General features: G+C 40.6%; 10 protein-coding genes. 4 read left to right on the top strand and 6 right to left on the bottom strand.

Features of this window, described 5'->3' with window-relative positions; genetic code table 11:
* Nucleotides 1-39: 39 nt before the first annotated feature.
* Complete coding sequence (locus tag AC4E8D_RS31065) at nucleotides 40-957, bottom strand: phosphatidate cytidylyltransferase (RefSeq protein ID WP_221820064.1); 918 nt, start codon at nucleotides 955-957, stop codon at nucleotides 40-42.
* 96 nt (nucleotides 958-1,053) lie between these two features.
* Between AC4E8D_RS31065 and AC4E8D_RS31060 the strand changes: the two genes are divergently transcribed.
* Complete coding sequence (locus AC4E8D_RS31060) at nucleotides 1,054-1,608, top strand: hypothetical protein (RefSeq protein WP_169482236.1); 555 nt, start codon at nucleotides 1,054-1,056, stop codon at nucleotides 1,606-1,608.
* 91 nt (nucleotides 1,609-1,699) lie between these two features.
* On the opposite strand, the gene AC4E8D_RS31055 is transcribed toward AC4E8D_RS31060, so the two are convergent.
* Nucleotides 1,700-2,029 carry a VOC family protein gene (locus AC4E8D_RS31055; RefSeq protein ID WP_339306227.1) on the bottom strand — a complete coding sequence of 110 codons (330 nt, stop codon included), beginning with the start codon at nucleotides 2,027-2,029 and terminating at the stop codon, nucleotides 1,700-1,702.
* A 207-nt stretch (nucleotides 2,030-2,236) separates the two neighbouring features.
* On the opposite strand from AC4E8D_RS31055, the gene AC4E8D_RS31050 reads away from it, so the two are divergent.
* The gene (locus AC4E8D_RS31050) at nucleotides 2,237-6,607 is read left to right on the top strand and encodes a DUF4073 domain-containing protein (RefSeq protein WP_490205665.1); all 4,371 of its coding nucleotides are present in this window, start codon (nucleotides 2,237-2,239) and stop codon (nucleotides 6,605-6,607) included.
* 310 nt (nucleotides 6,608-6,917) lie between these two features.
* Here the strand turns inward: AC4E8D_RS31050 and AC4E8D_RS31045 are convergent, their stop codons facing one another.
* From AC4E8D_RS31045 to AC4E8D_RS31030, 4 genes are all read right to left on the bottom strand, one after another.
* The gene (locus AC4E8D_RS31045; protein ID WP_490205664.1) at nucleotides 6,918-8,027 is read right to left on the bottom strand and encodes a response regulator; all 1,110 of its coding nucleotides are present in this window, start codon (nucleotides 8,025-8,027) and stop codon (nucleotides 6,918-6,920) included.
* Nucleotides 8,024-11,074: an ATP-binding protein gene (locus AC4E8D_RS31040; RefSeq protein ID WP_490205663.1), complete on the bottom strand. Its 3,051-nt coding sequence runs from the start codon at nucleotides 11,072-11,074 to the stop codon at nucleotides 8,024-8,026. Before AC4E8D_RS31040 ends, AC4E8D_RS31045 begins: the two co-directional genes overlap by 4 nt.
* Nucleotides 11,075-11,293: 219 nt before the next feature.
* Nucleotides 11,294-16,354, bottom strand: coding sequence for an S-layer homology domain-containing protein (locus AC4E8D_RS31035; RefSeq protein WP_490205662.1), 5,061 nt, complete (start codon nucleotides 16,352-16,354; stop codon nucleotides 11,294-11,296).
* Nucleotides 16,355-16,751: 397 nt separating this feature from the next.
* Entirely contained in the window at nucleotides 16,752-17,318 is a 567-nt protein-coding gene (locus tag AC4E8D_RS31030) for a GbsR/MarR family transcriptional regulator (protein ID WP_449003644.1), read from the bottom strand.
* A gap of 199 nt (nucleotides 17,319-17,517) precedes the next feature.
* Between AC4E8D_RS31030 and AC4E8D_RS31025 the strand changes: the two genes are divergently transcribed.
* Together AC4E8D_RS31025 and AC4E8D_RS31020 are read left to right on the top strand one after the other, a co-directional pair.
* A complete protein-coding gene (locus AC4E8D_RS31025; protein WP_340014999.1) occupies nucleotides 17,518-18,393 on the top strand; it encodes a carbohydrate ABC transporter permease in 876 nt (291 codons plus the stop codon).
* 89 nt (nucleotides 18,394-18,482) lie between these two features.
* Nucleotides 18,483-19,298: a carbohydrate ABC transporter permease gene (locus AC4E8D_RS31020; RefSeq protein WP_248278243.1), complete on the top strand. Its 816-nt coding sequence runs from the start codon at nucleotides 18,483-18,485 to the stop codon at nucleotides 19,296-19,298.
* Nucleotides 19,299-19,386 lie beyond the last annotated feature (88 nt).

Genomic DNA, 19,386 nt, shown 5'->3' with positions numbered 1-19,386 from the left:
ATACATAATTACAAGCTCGCCGATCTATCCGTTCTGTTGCTACATAAAGTCAAAGAAATAACGGACCACGTGGAACATAACCGGCGAGGTATAGGTCAGGCTGTCGACCCGGCTCAGGTAGCTTTTTTTGAGCGAATCGAACTTATTGTCATCTCCGATTAACAGATCGCGCTTCAGTACAGACACCGTCAGACTGCCGAAGAATCCAGCCAAACTGATCAAGACCCCGATGAATAGCGAGAATTTCCAATCAAATGGCGTCAGGTAGGGATGGATAAAATAAGACGTTGCTGTCGTTACAATAAACGCACACGCGAACCCTTCCCAGGTGACAAAAGGATTGGCGGTAGGCACCACTTTTCGTTTGCCCAGATAGATAGAGACCAGATAGTGCACCACATCATTAAGCTGTGTTAACACGACTAGGAACAACACCAGCTTGGACCCGTACTCCGGTGTGGCAAAAGGAAAATAGGCCAGGTGGCTCAGTCCAAACACCATCAGCATCAGTCCCCATTGTGTGGAGCTGACACTGCGTAGGAACCCGACCGTACCTTTGTTGATCAGACGAGGCAGGGGCAGCACCAGGAACACATATAGTGGAATAAACACGATAAACATGCCATACCATCCAATGTAGATCCAGTAGAACTGAACCGGAATTGCCAGATACGCCCATAGGAACAGCCTGCGGTCGGCTTTGCGTGTACTGCGAATCATGGAGAAGTATTCTTTGAGTGAGAAGAATGCAAGCACCATGAGGGAGATGAGGGACACGATGGGGTTAAAAAGGGTGGCGAGGCAGAAGATCACAAACATACCCCACCAGGTTTTGATTTTTTGGCCGATGCCTGAATAGTCTTTGCTTGGCTGGAGCTTTGCAATAATTTTGTACACGATATGTATCACAAGTAAAGCTGTGAAGATTAACGTTAGTGTAAAGAGTGAACTGCTCACGTACTGATCACCTGCTTATTCAAAGTAAGATTCCATTATAGGGTACCTATGTTATTATGAAGGAATAGTACCGACTTGATAAGGGGAAATTTTGCTATGACAGATGAACGCTCCATCTATATCTTGCTTACGAATACAGGAACGCTGTTTACCAAGGTTATTCAGAGTTATACCCGAGCGCCATATAATCACGCATCGATCTCGTTTGACCGGGAGTTAACCGAGCTGTACAGCTTCGGACGTAAACATCCGAGCAATCCGCTAAATGGCGGGTTTGTGAAGGAAGATATTCAGACAGGTACATACAGCAAATATCCCAATACCACATGTGTCATATACAAGCTTCAGGTGACGGATCGTGAAGTGGAAAAGATGAAACGTGTGCTGCACATCTTCATCCGCAGCCGCCAGAAATATATGTACAATCTGCTCGGCGTGATTGGCATTACACTCAAGGAACCGGTGGAGTTCAGCAACTCCTACTTCTGCTCCCAATTTGTAGCTGAGATTCTACAGCGTTCGGGAATCAAATTGTGGAATAAGCTGCCTGCGCTGGTGACACCGGATGATTTTCGCCAGAGTGAACGATTGCAATTGGTCTATGAAGGAAAGTTAAGCGAGTATACGCTGGGGAATGCAGAGCAAGAGTAGGGTAGGTGCGTGTGCTGGTGCTTGCCAAGCAAATCCAATCATGAAATAGCCTGCTGCCACGGATAACGAGGCAGCAGGCTATTTGTGTACTTCATGTAGATGATGGTGAGGATGAGGATCGGTCGAAATTAACCTCTTCAAGGAATTCGATCACTTCACCATTCGGACTGTGGACGAGCGCATTTCTAACCAGAAGTGCAGGTTCACCAAGCGATATCCAATCCGGTTCAACATAGGCCTTGGCTCCATGGGCGAGCGCTCGCTCATAGATATCTTCTACATCATGCACGTAAAAGGCGAAATGTAACAGTGCGCCGTGCCGGACCGCTTCAGGAGAGGTGGCAGGTTCACCCTCCGCTGGAATGACAGCTTTTGGGTCAAATACCTCAATACAGGTGCGATAATCCGGAGAGATCAGCATACATGCGCGATAGTCTGATAGTAGGTCATAGATAACATGTTTAACAAAAAAATGTTGAATTATGACGAAAAAAATGAAATAAACCCCCATCTTTCATATATATTATGGAAATCACCCCTTTTTTTTGCTCCAATGTTCAGAATCCGTTCAGAGTTGTGTACTACAATAGGCCTATCTTTTGAAAGCGAGATTAGGGGGATAAGAAATATGCAGTACAGAAAAATAGTGAACATATTGCTCATTTTGCTATTGGTAGCACCATGGTTGGCACCAGTAGGAAAGGTTAGCGCAGAAGTATCGTATCCGGTACCGGGGAAAAATGGTCTAATTACAGTAAAGAACATTGGTGATGACTCGGTTGAACTAAGTTGGGAGTATGCCGAGTCAGTTACAACGTCTTCACCTGATCTGAATTATCAAGTATTCGTCTCCCAGGCACCTAATATCAAAGATATGGAGGAAATCAGCGGATTTCCACAATACGCCTATGGTAATTGGGTTGGTGGTAGCGATTCCGAAACAGGTATATTCACCAAAGTGATTACCGATTTAGTCGAAGGGGAAACGTATTATTTTAATGTAATCGTTCAGGATAGAAATAATATGGAAATTGCATACCAGATGCAATCCATAACATTTACATCGAATACCTTGCTAAGCGAATTCAACAATGTTATTGGGGCAAATTTTGATGCCTCAAGAATAAGTGAGCTACTTCAAAATACGAGCTTCATCACCATGGTTCCAGCATTTGAATCACTTCCTCCTGATGAACAGAATGCAATCATATCGTTAGTGGGACATTCCCATCTACCAGATGGTAAATATCTGAACACGGATCAAATTCAATTTACGGTTGATCTGGCATTCCAAGGTCTATTAGTTATGCGTGAACATCAATTGCCTGTTATGCAAGCTAAGCTAACCTCTTATTTTGAGAAACTAGCTAGTGCGAACAATGTATTCAGCCCAGCGTATTTAAGTGCGATTCAGCCACAACTGTATCAGTATCTATTGGGGGCCGATCTAGATAAAAACATATTATCATATTCAGTTAATCTAGATAGAATTGGAAATGATCTATCACTAGAACAGTCTGTGATGAATCTCAATATGATGCTTAGTCAAAGTTTCTATTTCACCAAAGCATCAACGACTAACGAAATGAATGAAGCTTTAACAGGGCTATATAAAATTCAACAAAAAGCGGAGCAATATAAGGGAACTCCTAAGGAGAGCTTCATAGGGATATTCCCGCTTGATTTCCATAAAATGCAGATTATTTCTTCTAATGTTGCGGAAATGGAACGGTTGTCAAAGTGGATGTTGGATAGAAAGCCAAATGGGGGTTACACCAATTACAGTGAGATACAAATAGCTTTCAATAACTTCTTCTTCCCGATGATTCCACCACTACCGACATTCCCACCATTCCCACCAATTCAGCCAATACCGGTAGCACCAGCAGTAAGCGTAGATGACAATGTAAATGTCATTGTTGATGCCGATGAGACTATGGAATACACTCAGAACAATGGCGAAAATTGGTTTGTTTACAGCTCCACGAACCCACCCCAATTTGAAGGGAATACAACGGTATGGGTTCGTGTTAAGGCAAACGGAAGTAATACTGCAAGCCTCTATAAGATCTTGGTTTTTACTCAGAATATAGAAACAGACTCACTTGAGTTATTGAATCTAGCTAAGAGTAATGAAGATGTAAAAGGTGTGCTTGCCGCAATCCAAGGTTCCACGTTGGGACTCGGACTGCCTGTAGATTTCAGTGATTGGAGCAACGATGAGAAAGAATCTGTAGCTGTATTTGTCACTTTAATGAATGGGGCAAAGGAATATGTGAGTAAAGAACAAGTACAATATGTACTTGATATGGCTGTAGAACCACGAAACCTCTTTAATAAACCTGCACTGACTGATGTTGAGGAGAATATCAATGCTTATTTTTCCAAATTATTAAATTTACCTGAAGTTTTTAGCATAAACCTCGACCCAAGTATTCAATCACTATATAAAGTAGGGAAAATGTATGAAAATTTGTCTGTTGTAGATAAACAAATTTTTGCATACCGCATGAAATTTTACTCAATGCGTGATGAGATTCCTTCATATCAGAACAGAGATCAACTTTCTACGTCGTTATCTACTTATAATGCAATCAATGATGTAACTACTCAAACCAAGATGTATAATGCTTTGGTACGTCTTCGTTTGGTACAGAAGGAATCAACACAGTATAACAATCTCCCTAGTACTATCAAATATATGGTAGAGTTTCCGCTTAACATGGACAAAGTGGATAGCATAGATTATGCGACATATAGAAAACTTGCCCAGTGGATGATTGATAAGCGTCCAGTTGGTGGTTATGAAAACTATAAAAACATCCAAAAAACTTTTGATCAGTTCTTTAATCCAGCAGATCCTTTGAAGGTAATCAACGAAGCGAGAGCTACGAAGAATACTGATGCTATCCTGGGAGTAATTACTCAACCGGAATGGTTGGATCTTCCGGCTGGCTTTGACACTCTCCAACCTGAGGAGAAGAAAGCCATAGCTAATGTGGTAATGACCTTTTTACCGAGTGACTATGCCTATAATCTTAAGAAACAAGTAGAATATGCTGTGAAAATTGGATATAAAGGCATCCAAACGATCAAACAAACAGACAGGATCCTTTTCCAACAGCATTTGAATGAGTTCTATTCCCTTTTTGTTGAGTCAACAGAGTACTTTGAATATCCAGGGATGGAAATGTTTAAAGAGTTAGGTCAAAAATATTTAAATGCATCCAATGTGGATAAAGAGTTGCTTGCTTATACCGCAAAACGTCTGTTTCAGGGTTCGGATCTTTCAATTGAACAGGTTTACGGTGCTTCTTTAATGTTAGTCATGAATTATTCCTACATTAATGATGCTAGAGGCGTTAGCGAGATGCAGAATGCCATGCTGATGCTATACAGCTTCCAACAATCGACTGAGGCGATGGAACCTTACGAACCATTCCTACTTAAGTTGAACGCTATGAAGGATCTAGTAGAAGATGAGAATCGAATGGGGAAACTCGCCCAATGGATGCTGGACCGCAAGCCTGCTAACGGATACAGCAGTATTAGCGAAGTGCAGACAGCATTTGATCGTTTCTTCGATCAGGTCATAATTATTAATCCAACACCAACACCAACACCAACACCATCAACTGGCGGTGGAAGTGGAGGAGGATCTTCACCTGTAACCCCTACACCTGCACCAACAACGAAACAAGAACAGATCGTGGTTGACGTTAATGGAACAAACGGCACCAACCTGACCAAAACACCAATCACACGTACAACGGAAATCAACGGCACGATCAAAGATCTGGTGAAGATGACCGAAGCGATTGCCAAGGAATCCGTTGAAAAAGCGAAGCAATTGAACATGAACACCGCACGCATTGTTATTCCAGACACCAAAGATTCCGTGTCCGAGACACGGATTGAACTGCCTAAAGCAGCGGTAAAAGAACTAAATGATGGCTCGCTCAAGTTGGAGATTTCCACTGAGAATGTAGTGATTTCCGTTCCTACGAATTCCATCGCCGGATTCGATCAAGACTTATACTTCCGCGTTGTACCTTTGAAAAAGGAATCAGAGCGCAAAGAAGTCGAAGAGCGTGCGAAGAAAGAGCAATTGATTCAACAAGTTGCTCCGAATACGAATGTTCGTGTATTGGCTCGTCCGGTAGAGATCGACACAAATATGCAGAGCCGCGAAGTGACACTCACGTTGCCACTGCGTGACAGTCTGCCAACCGATCCGGCTGCTCGTCAGCAAGCATTGGACAACCTGGCGATCTACATCGAACACAGTGACGGCACAAAAGAATTGATTCAAGGCAAATTGGTGAAACTCGCGGATAACAGCGAAGGCATCGAATTTACCGTAACAAAATTCAGTACGTTCACCCTCGTTGTTGTGGATGGACTGAAAGCTTCACAAGGTACACACCAACCGTACATCCAAGGATTTGGTACAGATTTCCGCCCAGATGCATTCGTAACGCGTGCACAGATGGCAGCCATGCTGGCTCGCAATCTTTCAACTGAAGCGGCAGTAGGTTCCACCAATAGCATGAGTTACAAGGATGTATCTGCGACACACTGGGCAACAAATGAAATTCAAAAAGCACAATCTGCAGGTATCATGAACGGCATGAGCAACACCCAATTTGCACCGGAAGGTTCGATCACCCGTGCACAGATGGCAACGATTGCGTATCGCTGGATGCAGCAACAAGCGAGTAATACAACAGTGAATGGTACAGCAGTGTCCTTCACAGATGTATCCGCAGATCTGTGGGCAGCAGATGCAATTGCTTATGTGCAATCCGCTGGCCTGATGGTTGGTTACAACGATGGTACATTCAAACCAGACAGCAAGCTGACGCGTGCTGAAGCGGTGAAAGTGTTGAACGTATTGTTCAATCGTACACCCCTAACTGGCGCAGGTACATCAACTTTCAGTGATATACCAGCAACACATTGGGCATATGCAGATATCGAAGCTGCAGCGCAGAAATAAAATAGCATATTATAACTTAAAAAGGGGTGTCCCAAACCATGAATCATGGCGGGACGCCCCTTTTACTCGTCTATAACCAGAACAAGTCTTGTGGATACATCATTGCTCACTGAGCTGTTTTTTTTTAGTTTACGTACGGAGCTTAACGGACTTTCAAGTGGAGAAGATGTGAATCGGGACTCACTCACCATTTGGATCGTGGAGATCAGTATGCTTCCAAAGTGTGCCGTAGCAAACTCGGAAAAATCTGTTGTGACAATGCCTGTATTGAAGCTTTTCACATCATCGTTATCTTAGTCTTTACTTTAATTTATACATTGACCAAATATTCGTTATATCTTCTATGAATCCTTTCGGGAACATTGAGACCAATTTCAGCTAATTTGGCTTGTATAGTTTCAAAGAATTTTAAACAATCTTGTTTTTTATTTTGTTCAATTAAGAATTCTAATAATAAAAACATATATTGCTCATTGAATTCATCCAATTCTAGCATCATTTGTAAACAATTAAATTTGAGTAAGGAATTAATTGAGTTTGTGCTTGTGACATATTGTTCAAGTGTATGCAGTACACCCTGCTTTAACCGGAGTCTTATTTGAATAGCCCATAGGTATTCTTCCTCCACCAAATAATCTCCCTCATAGCAATTAATTAACTGTTGAATAGACTTTTCATCATGTTTTTCCCGTTCCAGCAATTGATTGAGCTCCTCATAATCACTTTCAATTTCAACATTTAATTGGTAGTGATTATTTACCAATTGAATCGGGTCTTGTATTCCCTTTTCTTTTAAAAGCTTTCTCAATTGATAAATAGAGGTATGTAAATTACTTGAGGCCTTTTCAAAGTCCAAGTTTATCCATAATTCTTCAGAGATGATGGCATTCGACATTGGTCCTTTTTGATTAAATAATAAGAATAGGAAAAGTTCGCGTACTTTCCTTGTACGCCATTTTACTACCTCTTGCTGAGTATCAAGAAGATAGAAACTGCCTAAAGTATGAGCGTATAAAAGATTCTTTTTATTATTACGGGGCGCTTTAACTTGTAATTGCGATTTTTTCTGTGCTTTTGTTAGCGCTGTAATCAACCGTTTTTCATGTACAGGCTTTAATAAATAATCGGTTGCCTCCACTTCAAAAGCATCCACTGCGAATTGCGCATGTGCTGTCACAAAAATGATTTGTAAGGATGGGTATTTTTGTAACAGTTGTCTAGCTATTTGCATACCGTGCATATCGATCATTTCGATATCTAAAAAGACAAGTTCAATGGCCTCTTTCTCCAGAAAGCGAAGGGCATCTACTGCATTTGTAAATGCCCCCTTGATTGTAACCTGGAATTGTGTCAGCCGTTTAATCATAATGCTTAATACATCGATTGCCATTTTTTCATCATCAACAATAATTATGTTCATGCTCCACCACCCTCTGGTAATAAAATGACAATAGTTGTTCCCTTTTCTTCCTCGCTGTATAAACGTAAACTTGCATTTTTCATTAATTTGAATTTTTTTAATGGGTTCATAAACCCAATACGTGTGCTTTCTTCATTTATCAGCTTCTGAAGTTTTTCCTCGGGAATACCTACACCATTATCATAGATTTTAATTCGGACAAATTGCCCTTCCCGTTGAATACTTACCTCAATTGTACCGCCTGATTGTTTCTTAGAGATACCATGGAAAACAGCATTTTCAACTAATGGCTGAATGGATAGTGCTGGAATCATTAATTGAATGGATTCATCAATATCATATTTTATATTTAAACGATCACCATAACGCATCTTTTCAATATATAAGTATGCCTTGACAAGCTCCATCTCTTCTTCAACAGAGACATAGCTATTTCGGTAATGGACATTAAGTTTGGCACGGAAGTAGGTCGCCAGACAGTAGAGTGCTTCACGGGTGTTGTCCATATCCGTATAGCTTAAACCAATAATTGTATTCAGCGTGTTGTAGACAAAATGCGGTGTGACCTGTGAATACAAATAATTCATTTCTACTTCAATTGCATCAATTGAATATTGACGGACGGCTAACAGAGATTCAATACGAATAAATAGTTCATCCATTAAAATAGGTTTTTGTAAGTAATCATTTGCACCAACTTTTAAAGATAACACTAAATCAGACTGCTTCATGATCGCTGTTAAGATAATAATCGGTAATTCCAGCATATCATATTGTTTTCGTACTCGCTTACATAGCTCATAACCTGACATTCCATTCATCATTAAATCTATTAACATACAATCTACCTGATTGGTTTTAATATAATCTACTGCATCGAAACCATTATCTACTGCAATTACAGTATATCCCTTAAGTCTTAGTGCCTCAGCTAAAGCCTTTATATTGACATGGTTATCGTCTACCACAAGTATTTTTTTATTATTTCCTTTATAGATGAGAGGCAATTGAAGCTGTAATTCTCTAGCTCTATGCCCGGTAATTGTAGATGATTGCTCAATGCTTATCTGTTCGTCAGTGGCCAGTGGCATTGTAAATGTAAATGTAGTACCTTCTCCTAATGTACTTGTAACATAAATCGCACCTTTTAACTTTTCGACAATATTTTTAGTAATACTTAATCCCAAACCGAGCCCTTCTTTTGTATGATGATTATTTCCTTGGTAAAAGGCATCAAAGATCCGATCAATCATGTGTGCCGGAATACCACAGCCTGTATCTCTTACTTGGATGACCATCTCATGTTGATGGACATAGGCTGTCACAGCAATTTCCCCAACTTCTGTATATTTAATAGCGTTGTGCAGCAAGTTGTATAGAACCTGCTTAAAACGTAATTCATCCGTGTATATATTCGGTAATTCCGAGTCTACTTCTGCAGTAACACTTACTTGATGACTCTTTGGCATCACACTGCGAACTTCCAACACGACTTCAGTAATAACAGAGAGTGGAACACTACGTGGGGCAACTCTTACTTCTCCGGTCATTTGATTTGAAGAGAACAACAAATCCTCTACTAAATGTCCTAAACGTTGAGTAACACTATGAATTAAAATGACTTGCTCTTGTTGAGCCCGTTTTAAGGGTCCCTGAGCTCCTTCCATTAAGGATTTCGATAAATTTAAAATACCGTTAAGGGGTGTGCGTAATTCATGCGAAGTATTCAGTAAAAATACATCCTTCATTTGATTATGTGCAAGCAATTCCTCTGATAGTGCCTGGACTTTCAAAATAGCCTGGTTCGCACGGAAATTTAATAATGAAGCAAACCCGAATAATATAAGTAGAAATAATGCAAATTCTGTGTAATCTATGGGAATCCCCATAATAAAGTTAAACATCAGTAAAATGCTATAACAACAAATCGCTGAAATCACAATTAGAACATAACGAACGCCTTCTAGACGTTGTATTGTTACTTTAATAAGAGCCCATAGATTATAGAATATGACTGGAGCCGTAACACAGATATAGGCTATTTTTCTCAGAAACAACTCCAAATCTGAAGAAGCCCTGTGATTTTGGGTAATCGGGTTATAAATACCATAAAAAACAATTACTATGCCTAGTAAAATCATAAGCAAATATATCGTTCTTCTTTTTTGTACTTGCGGGTACATGGAATGAATAAACAGTGTTAAAGCTATTAGCGCGATCGGAATAATACTGAGCTGCAATCGCAATTGATTGGCAGGTAAAATGTCAGGGAATAATAGGAAGAACACTTTTTGGTTAATAAATGACATATAAAGTCCTAATGAGATGGTAAAAAGACCAAAGAACAGTTCTTCTTTGCGTTTCCGATTCTGTAAAAATGTAAAGATATAGATGATTCCGAATACCACATGCCCAATACATACGAATGAATCTAAAAATACCTTCCAACGATATTGTTGCTGAATGGCTCCCATCGTCCCAAATTCAATAGGATAGACAATACCTGCCTGTGGGGAATTATAGTTGGATACTTGAATAATAATATCCAGCTCTTTATGTTCGCTACGAGCAAATACGGTATATTTATCATCATTTTCGGATCCAAATTCACTTAAAACAGTGCTTGTTTTCCCCCTCGCTCCTAGTTCCACATCATTTATAAACACACGATTTGCTTGACGAATATTCCGTATAAACAAACCGTAAAATCCCTCTGTCGGTACATGAATCCTAACATGATAGGTCCCAACTGAAATTCCTTCTTTATTGGGTTCTACGTACTCTTTCCAATGAAATGGTACATCAAGTGTAATTCGTTTATTCTGATAGCTATCCAGTTTTTCGGAAGATGCAATTAGGACGTTTGGGTAAAATTCCCAATCACCTTCCAACTTAACCGTCCTTTGTAACTGCTCCGTATCTATTTTTACAATTCCATCATGTACAATTTTGGGATGGTTACTGGTAAGATAATGCCAATTGCCAAGTGAAAAGACACTTACAAACAGCATGATAATACTCACAATGATTAGGATATTCCTTTTCATTATCATGCCTCCATATATGATTGAATTAATATGATGTTCTCATCATATTGTTAATGTTTTTTTCAATCAACTCCTTTTGGAATGTTATCATATTGCGCTTGAACAAAATCTGAACAACGGAGCCTATTCTTAAAGATTTATATTCATATCAAAAACACCCCGTCAAGGTAAGATCCTGGACGGGATGTTTTACTTTAGCTCATTTCATAGATACAGATATTATTTTAATTCTGCTGAAATGATTACATTTTGAGCTTCTGCATTGGCAGTAATAATTACGTTATTATTTTCAGCTGTAATAGCGTAATTCGGAAATGCATCTGTAAATACCTCAGCAATGGCTGCAGAAAGCGTTGAATCCGTTGCTTCCCTTGATAATGTAATTACTTTTTCAACTGGCGTTCCATCAATAGTGATTGCAATGGTTTGATTACGTGTAGTTGTTCCTTCCAACGCAATCACATCTGATACTGTAAATGATGCAATTTGTTGTGATCCTGGTGAAGGGATTAGACTTGGCTTTATAGTAGTAGCTTTAAACCCAGCGCTTCCAGCATATCTTATAGAGGACGTTAATTCTGGGTCTATTCCACTTGCCACCTTTTCTGTTACCGTTACTATAGTATATGGGCTTCCACCAAGTTCTACAACAGTATCATATTTTTCAGTTGCAACTGGAGTTTCATTTTTTTTCATGACACCTCCACTAACCTGAGCAACATATACGTCATCTAGAGCAAATCCTTCTCCATTTGTAGTAAGGTTTATATCAACGGTAAATTTATAAATTCCTTGTTGTGTTACCGTTATAGGTTCAGCACCATTTTGTGTATTATTTACAACAGACATTTTAAATGCCTCGATTGCACTTGGCACTGTTAATTCCACTACACTTTCATCTTTAGTATTATGGGCCGCATCCTCTAAGTTAGTAACCTTTACAGTTACTGTACCAGCTGCTGTAATATCAGCTGCTAAGGTTACAGTCAACGTCTTCTTATCTTCCGACCAAACTCCCGATTCCGGATCGATTTCTTGGTCACCAATGGATAATTGACTGAAAGTTACAGGTTCACTAAATGTCAGCTCAACATTCTCACCCACATTAGCTTTTCCATCGGTATTACCATCTACTAATGCTGCTGAAGTAATGGTTGGAACCTTATTTTCCTTAATCGTTACTTGGAAATCTTTCGTTTTCGTCATTCCATTGTGTGTAAGTGTGGCTGTTAATGTCACCACATCATCCGCATCGTCATTGCTGCTTCTAGTAACCGTTCCATCAGCATTGACTGTTGCACCATCAACGGTATCAGCAGTCCATGCAACTGAAACGCCATCTACATCCGTTGGTAAATTTAAAGCCTCGGTTACTTCCTGTAAGGTTGGATTATTGGCCTTAATTAGGCTTTCATCCATTTTTACCCATGCATTATTAAGTGCTGCTAAATCTTCAGGTGCATACTCATACGGAGCTTTTCTTTTTCCAGAAGCAGCAGCGTCTATATCAAACACAGTGGTATCCGAAACATTCAAATTGGTATAATTAACATTATTTCCAATCCCAAATCCATTCGCGGCTGGAGCTTTGACAACAATTTCACTTGCACCACTTGTTGTTAAACTAGAGCCATCTCCCAAGTTAATACCATATACGGTACCCGTGTACGAAGAATTTGCTTCAACATTTATTTTACTATCAGCGATATTTACAGTAGCATTTTTGGCCGTTTGAATAACTCTAGAACCACCGTTTGCACCATTTGATGAGATTGTAGAATTAATAATATCTATTGAAGCACCTTCTGCATCAGCTCGTATTCCATATGCGTAATAAGCGGGATTCTGGTTGTTATCAAATTTAAGTAGAATATTTGTATCTTTGATTGTTAGTTTTGCATTCGCAGTTTTTAATATAATCGCTGAAAACCCGTAACCACCAGTACCCGCTTGGGCATCAACTGTTACATGATCAAATGTAACGTTTGCTGATCCACTAATATAAACGGGTCCACGATCTCCACTTTGTGCGGAATAACCACCTGTTACCTTTAGATTTTTCAATAAAACTTCATTCTGATTTACTGTGACCCCCAAACCACCCTTAAATTCCAATTTATTCTGACCGTCAATAATAACGGGGTTAGCTAAAGTGACCTTAGGATCTGAAACAAGAACTGAAATAGTACCTGTTACAGTGTCATCCACTGTTATTGTTTTTACCAAACCATTTTTCACATAGTTATGATTAACACTATTTACTACTTCCGTACTGTCTTTTACACGTAAAACAGTCGAAGTGGTAACCTTAAGAGTTTCCCCGTCTGCAAAAGTGATTTTTTGCAAATTACCGTTTTTTGTAACATTTACAGACTTGAGCGAAAATGAACCTGAAGCGATGGTACCTTGCGCGAGGTCTTCATCTGTGTATGAGATCTCCAAGCCTTCAACCGGTTCCCCATTCTGTGAGAAAGTAATCGAATTTTTTATTTTCCCAGCTGCTTCACTGACAACTGCGCCATTCTCCCAAATAAAGTCGCCTGTTAAATCATTTTGAGCAATTTCATAATCAAACGGTACATGCTGCAATTTAACTGAATTGGTTATACTTTGCCCGCCATTTGCATCTTTTACTGAGCCTGCGACTAGGGAAATTTCAGAGCCGACTTTGAAAACATTAGGGCTAGTAGTGTCTCCACCGATTGTCATTGTAAGACTTGTCCCATCTTCAGACCAAACAGCTTTTATATCATCACCCATGCCAAATACAAAATCTTTTCCAAAAAGCTCCAGATCAATATTATGATCCTCTGTGTTCCCACTATATCGAACGGGTTCACTAAATTTGAATGTAATTGTATCACCTGGAGATGTATCACCATCTTTATCCATATCATTTAAAATTGCACTTACCAGGTATGGCTTTTTCGATTCTAACACTGTCGTTCCGATGGAAGCCTCCTTGGTTGCATTTCCATTCGTTGCCGTAACCTTTAAAGTCACTTGGTCATTTTCATTATCCGCATCATCCTGCGTTACGTTTCCTGTTGAAAGATCAATGCTTGCGTTATGGTCGCCCACTTTTGTAGCTGAATCCCATTTAAAGCTTGTACCATTCGGTCCCTCTGTAACTAAATCAAGTGAAGTAGATACCTGCTCTAAGCTTGGGTTTTCTTTTTTAATAAGTGAAGGGAGCAATGCCGTATCGACTACTAACTTTAATTCATCCCCTGTTAAAGGCTTCCCTTTTTCAGCAATCGCTTTTTTCACTGCTGTAGTTACATCTGTGATATTTTCCGGCTTAACACCCTTAATATCCATACCTTCGAACAGTTTTATCAAAACCTCTGCAGCCGGTGCTGGTGTTGCATTGATTTTATCTTGCATTACCTCTACAGGGCGTTTAATCGTATGTGTCATTTTACCATTAGCATCTACTGTTACGATAATTTGTGACTCTTTTAAGGAAGGTGCATCTTCTTTAATTGAAATAGTAGCTGTACCCGGACCTTTTGATGTGATGATGATTTCTCCATCCTTTAAGGTAGCGGTTGCGACTGTTTCATTATTTGATGTAATTGTTGTACCAATCATGCCTACAGCAAGTGGGTCTTCGTTGTCTGTATCTTCAATATTATTGGCTTTTAAAGTTTGAGAAACAAATGGATTCGGTACGCCCCCATTGTTTCCACCGTCAGTTGATCCGCCACCATTAGATCCACCACCAGTAAATCCGCCTCCACTCGAAGGTGCAGTCGGTGTTGTTGGAATGATCGGGGAGGTAGAGCGTTCTACCTGCCCTGTATTCGTCACATTTTTAATTGCTGACGATATACCTCCAGGGTATTGCACAGCTTCTTCAGGCTTTATATTTACTGGCTTAATTAGAGTATCAATTGTAGTGTCTTTTGGCACAATCAGTTGACTTCCGTATTGTTTCGTTTCTACTGTCGACAGTTGGGCTTTGTTTTCAAGCGTTACTTTTATTGGCGTGTCAATTGTTAGATTGTTTGTTTCAAGCTGTCCTTTGACGACTACGTTCTGATTCCCATTAAAATGGATTGAATTCATTTTACCGGCAACTTCGATACCCGATACATTATTACCAACCATAATAGATGGTGTAGCATTATTCGTGACAATTTCAGTGTTGTCACGATTCACAACAACTTCATCTACTGTCGTGTTCGTAAGCTTAATAACTGATTTTTGCTCACGTTTTGCATCCCCTTCAATGATCAATTTTCCGTTTAATGCAAGCCCATTTAATTCAATTTGCCTTTGGTCACCTTTTTTAATCGTAATATCACCAGTAATATTAGCATTTGCCAGATTAATATAATCGCCCGCAATGGTTATATTTGCTTCGACATTACCTCCTGCCAAATCTAATATTAACGGGTTATCCACCGTTCCTCCATTAGTCAATTCCAGGTTGCGAATACCGATGATTTTTGTGCCAATTTTGATAAAGTCTAAATTCGCCTCATTCAACGCTGCTAAATTTTTGGAATGAAGTAATGGCTGAAGCTCTTTTTTGATGTAAAATACCTGACCACCCATAGTCATTTTATTGCCGCTAATCTCAGAAATGATTTTCTCATCTGGTTGGCGGTTATCACGATAATCTGTTGTTTTCTCGGATCTTATTGTGAATGCTGCCATATCTCCACGAGTTAGTGTCGAAATTCCGCCGTATTTTAGGGCGGATTGTCCGGTTGTAATACCTAGATCATATAAGGTTTGAATATATGGAGCAGCCCAATTATTTTTTAATTGTGTATCCGTAAATGGTAAATTAATTTCTTTAGCAGGTTCTAAACCATAGCCATTGACAATAATTTTTGCCATTTGATTTCGTGTAATAGGTGAGTTCGGTTTAAATGTCCCATCCTGGAAGCCATCGATAACACCTGCTTCTTTTAATGCTTCTATGTATGGGTATGCCCAGTCACTCGTTGAAACATCTTTAAACGTAGGATTAAAAGATTTATTAACATTTAATCCTAGATTGAGTGCTAGAATTTTAGAAGCTTCTGCTCGTGTTAACAGTCCTCCTGGCTTGAATGAACCATCTTTATAACCACTAACAAAACCACGCTCAAATAGTTCATTCACATATTCATAGTAATCCGAAGCAACTTTGATATCTGTAAAAGTTTCCCCATTCTCACTCGCTTTTATATAGTCCGGTGCCACAACGGTAAGTGCGCTTGTTGCTATCGTTGTAGCAAGTGCTATTTTGAAAAGTTTGTCATATAATACGGTGTTTTTATTCATCCTACTACTTCCTCCTCATGATTTAATTTCAGTTTGATAGATATGTCCTTAATTTAACGAAGTGCATCTGAACAAAATCTGAACAAAATCTAATTAAGACGCTATGCCCGATGGAGGCAAAGAAGCGTTACATCGCTTGTAGATGCTTTCCCGTGGGACGTTCATCATAAAGAAGTGAGAGGTACTCTTGGCTATTCCGTGACCGCACTGTATAGCATTCTTGGCGACGGCACAACGTGGGCGATCGAGATGGCACGTATACATTTTGATCGAATTGAACACCTGCGAATCCACGAGTGTAACAAAGAAGGCCACCCCTGGGGGTGGCCTTGTGTTGGTTTTTCGTAAGAAGCTCGTTTCATTGATCGTGAATGGGAGATCTTTTCGCAACGCTGTATTAATCACTCTCATGTGAGGCGTCTTTGAAAAAAACACCATCCCGCAGTTGGTCTACAAATCCCTGCAACCACTCATAATACTGCTCGGCATGCTGAAGTTTATGCAAATCCCGCAAAGCGTCTTCCCGTTCCTCCGGCAGCGTTGTTCTGGCGAGAATAATCTCCGATAACTCCGGAATGACCTCGCCAAGGCTTTCCTGCATCACGTCAATTTCCCGTTGAAGCTTGGCCCCGAAGAAGTTCTGAAATGTACGGAAAAAGTTGGTTTCAGCCAGATACTGATCCTGGCGTTCCCGTTTTTCCTCCAATTTATAGATCATCTGGGATTCGGTAAGAGAACGTACTGCATAACTCATATTACTCTTGCTCATGTTCATGGATGTTTTCATCTCTTCCAGCGTCATAGGGCGATCTTCAAAATACATAATGCCATACAGTTGACCAAATGAATGATTGACTCCGTAAAGATCCATCGTATTTGCAATCGCACCAATTACCTTTTTCCTCAGCTCAGGCCGATAGGACAACGAAGAATGGTTCTGATCCTCGGCAGCGTCATTTCCCACAATCTCACCTCTAGTATATGGATGGGATTCCCTGTTTTCATTTCACATTTTACATGACTTGCTCCAATTTTAACATAAGCCGGAATTAGAATTTTCAATACAAGTGTACAATCAATTTTGTACAGAAGAAATATAAAGCTGATTATACTTAAAAATTCCCAATCATTAAAGAAAAATTGGACAGTAAGGAGTGGGGGATTTGCGTTTAAAACTATGGAGGGAGTCTGAAGCGGTTCTATTCACGCTGCCAGCTCTAATCCCATTGCTGATCTTCTGGCTGGGACCTCTGGGATATATCGTTTATCTCAGTTTCACCGATTGGGACTTCATGAGCCCGGACAAGTTGTTCGTTGGATTAGACAATTACAGTTATCTGCTGACGAACTCTGAATTCTATCGATCACTGAAAGTCACCTTGTTATTCGGACTGGGGAGTGTAATCCCAACCATTGTGGGCGGATTGGCACTTGCGATGCTCATGAATAGCAAAATCAAATCATCCGGCATCTTCCGGACATTACTCTTCTCACCTTGGGTCACCCCGACAGTTGCGGTGTCCATTGCGTGGTCCTGGATCTTCGAGCCCGAAGTGGGACTTGCTAATCTCATGCTGGGCTGGGCTGGTGTATCTCCGATTGGCTGGTTGCGTGACGCGGACTGGGCATTGGTTGCCGTTCTCATCGTTACTCTTTGGAAGTCAATTGGGTGGGCGATGGTATTTTATCTGGTTGCACTACGAAATCTACCGTCCGATCTACTCGAAGCAGCTTCAATCGATGGAGCCAACGGTTGGGACAAGTTCAGAAGTATCACACTGCCACTGATCTCACCAACGACATTCTTTCTCTCGATTATTCTTACAATCCAGTCCTTGCAAGCCTATGACCAGATTAATGTCATGACGCAGGGCGGACCGGCGGGATCAACGAGAACGTTGCTGTACATGTATTACCAGTCTGCATTCGAATCCTTTAACGTAGGTGAAGCTTCGTCCATCGCCGTTGTGATTATTCTGATCTGCGTGTTGCTCTCGGGAGTATCCTTCCTGCTTGGCAGACGTCTGGTGCACTACTAATGACAATGACATTGCCCAACAAAAAGTCTAAACGGATGAAGCGCAAGGAGTTGCAGAACGTGTCACATACCAATTTTAAAATAAGTAAAATGATCCGCTACCTCCTGTTAGCCGTTATCGCGCTGGGTACAGCCTTTCCCTTCTATTGGATGGTCATTAGCGGATTCAAAACCAATGATGAGATCTGGCAGTTCCCGCCGACCTTCTGGCCGGAGACATTCCTGTGGAGCAACTATGTAGACGCCTGGAATGCGGCACCATTTGCCCGTTACATCCTGAACAGTACCGGGGTAGCATTAGCCATCTGTCTATTTCAGATCGTCAACTCCAGTATGATGGCGTACGCCCTGACACATATGAAATTCCGTCTCAAAGGTGTACTGACATCCCTGATTCTGGTGGGTTATATGATACCGAGTACAGCCGTGTATCTGCCTAGTTACTTGGTGCTTAGCGAACTTAACCTGTTGGATTCCTACACAGGCTTAATTGTATCCAACTGTGTCAGCGTGTTCTCAATCTTCCTGATCCGGCAGGCGTTCATGCAGGTATCTCATGAATTAGTGGAAGCCGGACAGCTGGACGGTGCATCTCACTTCCGGATTCTCTGGACAATTATCACGCCGCTTGTTCGCTCAAGCTTCGCCGTGATGGTTCTGATTACGTTCATTGAACAATACAACAACTATTTCTGGCCTATGCTCATCACCAAAGACCCTGACTTGCAGCTGGTATCGGCTGGTCTGCGCAGCTTCTTTGTAGAAGGTGGGGCATATGGACTGGCTTGGCCACAGATTATGGCTGCGAGTGCCTTCACGATCGCACCACTACTTATTCTCTTCCTGTTCACCCAGAAGACCATCATGCAGAGCGTGAATATCACGGCTGGTGTGAACAAGAACTGATATTAACTACCCTACTATATAAATTGAAATAAACATTTACACAAAACGGAGAGGACAGAAATAATCTGAAGAAGCGAAGCGCTCGCCT

It is taken from the genome of Paenibacillus sp. SRL342 (assembly GCF_984798905.1).
This window is presented reverse-complemented; position numbering and strand designations above follow the sequence as displayed.